General features: G+C 64.5%; 2 protein-coding genes. Both read left to right on the plus strand.

Annotation, left to right across the window (positions count from 1 at the left end):
• Positions 1-383 precede the first annotated feature (383 nt).
• A complete protein-coding gene (locus tag ACFV8T_RS45460) occupies positions 384-1,976 on the plus strand; it encodes an ISL3 family transposase (protein WP_385339765.1) in 1,593 nt (530 codons plus the stop codon).
• Between the two features lie 55 nt (positions 1,977-2,031).
• Positions 2,032-2,469, plus strand: coding sequence for a DUF4259 domain-containing protein (locus ACFV8T_RS45465; RefSeq protein WP_385339768.1), 438 nt, complete (start codon positions 2,032-2,034; stop codon positions 2,467-2,469).
• Positions 2,470-2,705: the final 236 nt, after the last annotated feature.

Below are 2,705 nucleotides of genomic sequence, written 5' to 3' on the forward strand. Positions count from 1 at the left end.
CGGTTTGGGACCCTCGACGAGCGTCATCTCTGGAGGAACCCACGCACCTGAGCGCAGCTTTCCCACACGCCTGACCCACTTGCGGGACAGCCTTTTGTTGAGGGGTTCTGTCGGTTCAAGCGGAAGGCACTTTCTGCGTGCGGGGTATCGGTTCTCGTCCCAAGCTCCACGTCTCCGCTGACGGTTCGGGGGTGGTCGGGCACGAGCAATAGTCAAGAGTGGCTTTATTCACGAGTAGTGCCGTCGGATGTTCATGGGTTTGGGTTCTGGCTCAACTTCTGTGGAGCATCCACGCTCCGTGACTGTTGATCTCCATATTGGCTCTCGCTCGATCGTCTTGAAATGCCCCATGGCTGCCTTGTCGTGCCTGAAAGTTCGGGGCCGTGAACGAAGTGCTGCTGCGTCTGGAAGTCCTGTTCCTGTCGGACCCTGAAGTCGCGGTGATGTCAGCGGAGGACGACGGCGAGGCGATCTGGATCGGAATCGCCCGCAAGTCGGCTGGTGCGGAGTGTCCGGGGTGTGGAAGGTGGTCGAACCGGCTTCATGGGTCCTACCTGCGGTTTCCTGCTGATCTGCCCAGCGCGGGAAGGCGTGTGGTGCTGCGCCTGCAGGTCCGGCGGTTCCTCTGCGCGGACACCTCCTGTGGACGGCAGACCTTCGTTGAGCAGATCCCTGGACTGACCCGCCGTCACGCTCAGCGGACTGACCGGCTGCGTTCGGCCTTGGCCGAGGTGGGTCTTGCATTGGCCGGCCGCGCTGGAGCGCGTCTTGCCGACGTCTTCGGAATCTCCGTCAGCCGCAGCACGGTGCTTCGGTTGGTCGATGCGATGCCTGACCCTCAGCCATCGGCCCCGCGGGTGGTGGGTATCGACGAGTACGCAATGCGCAAGGGCCGTATCTACGGGACCGTGCTGGTCAATGTCGAAACCGGCAGGCCCGTGGATCTGCTGCCGGACCGTGAGGCAGCCACTGTCGCCGCCTGGCTTGCTGAGTGTCCTGAGGTTGAGGTGGTCTGTCGCGATCGTGCCCCCTTCTTCGCCGAAGGCGCCAGCACCGGGGCTCCCACCGCGGTGCAGGTCGCAGACCGTTTCCATCTCTGGCGCAACCTCGGCGAAGCCGCCGAGCGATGCGTATCGCGCCATCGGAGCTGCCTGCGAGCGCCATTCACGGTGCCCGGCTCCGAGAGCGTCACCGCGCCACCGGTGCCCGAAGCTGGCTCGTCCCCGTGGCCGACTGGACACCGCTTCGCCGACCGAACTCGCGAGAAGCACGCCATCGTGCACGAAATGCTCGGCGAAGGACACAGCCGGCGGGCAGTCGCCCGTCAGCTCCGGATGACCTACCGAACCGTTCAGCGCCTGGCCGATGCGGCAAGCCCTGAAGACCTCTTCCAAGGCCAGTGGCAGAACCGCAGGACGAAGCTCGACGACTTCAAGCCGTACCTGCACGAGCGATGGGCCGAGGGCTGCACGAACGCCTGGACCCTCTGGAAAGAGATCCAGAGCCACGGATACGCCGGTGGGTACGGGGCGGTCCGTGCTTACCTTCGTCCCTTCCGGGACACCGTGCCGGATGGTCGGCCGCCGTCGCCCAGGACAGTCTCCGGGTGGATCCTGACCCACCCGGACGCCCTTGTGGAGAAGGACCGGCTGAAACTGAAGTCCGTTCTGGCCCACTGCCCCGAACTGGACGCCCTCGCCGGCCACGTCCGTTCCTTCGGGCAAATGCTCACTCAGCGCCAAGGAGAACGGCTCCCCGAGTGGATAGCGGCGGTCCGGGCCGACGACCTGCCCAGCATGCACACCTTCATCAACGGCCTCGAACGTGACCTCGCCGCTGTCACAGCCGGCCTGACCCTTCCCTGGAGCTCAGGCGTTGTGGAAGGCCACGTCAACCGCATCAAAATGATCAAGCGACAGATGTACGGACGCGCTGGCTTCAAGCTTCTGCGCAAGCGGGTGCTGCTTGCCTCGTGACCACGTTGTCGGTGGCCAGTGCGACGATCCTCCAGACGGCCACGCGAGGAGAGACATGGGCACCTGGGATACCGGCCCCTTCGACAACGACACCGCCGCCGACTTCGGGGGTGATCTGGACGAGGCAGCGCGGGAAGAACGCGAACCCATGATCCGCGGCGTGCTCGTACGCGCCGCCAGCCTCGTGGACTTCCTCGGTATCTACGACGGCGAGCGGGCAGTGGCCGCAGCTGCCCTGGTCGTCGCCCAGCATCCTGACGGCGAGCCAGCGTGTTTGAACTATGGCCCATCAGAGCCGGTGCCGGAGTTGCCCGCAGACCTTCGAATGCTCGCCGTCGACGCCCTGGACCGCGTGGTCTCCGACCGGTCTGAACTCGCCGAACAGTGGGCTGAAGCTGCGAACTGGTCGAAGTGGTGTCAGGAGATCACCCGCCTCCGCGACCTCCTTGACCCTCCGATCCCGCCACAAGAGGAAGCCCTGTTCGAGATCTAATTGGTTACCCAAAGTCACAGACCACAGAAGTTGAGCCAGAACCCAAACTGGTGGACAAACGCTGCTGTTGTTCGTGAACGAAGCCAGTCAAGAGTTGTGGGTGAGTTGATTTCAGCTCTCGCTGCGGTGGCTGAGGCTGGCCCTGGCAGTGTTGCGGATCCGTTTGGTGCGGCCGGCTTCGGCGAGGATCTCGATGGCCTCGGTGTTCGTCCCGGCGGCGGTCTTGAGCTGGAGCC

This window comes from Streptomyces sp. NPDC059832 (genome assembly GCF_042731715.1).
Classification (GTDB): domain Bacteria; phylum Actinomycetota; class Actinomycetes; order Streptomycetales; family Streptomycetaceae; genus Streptomyces.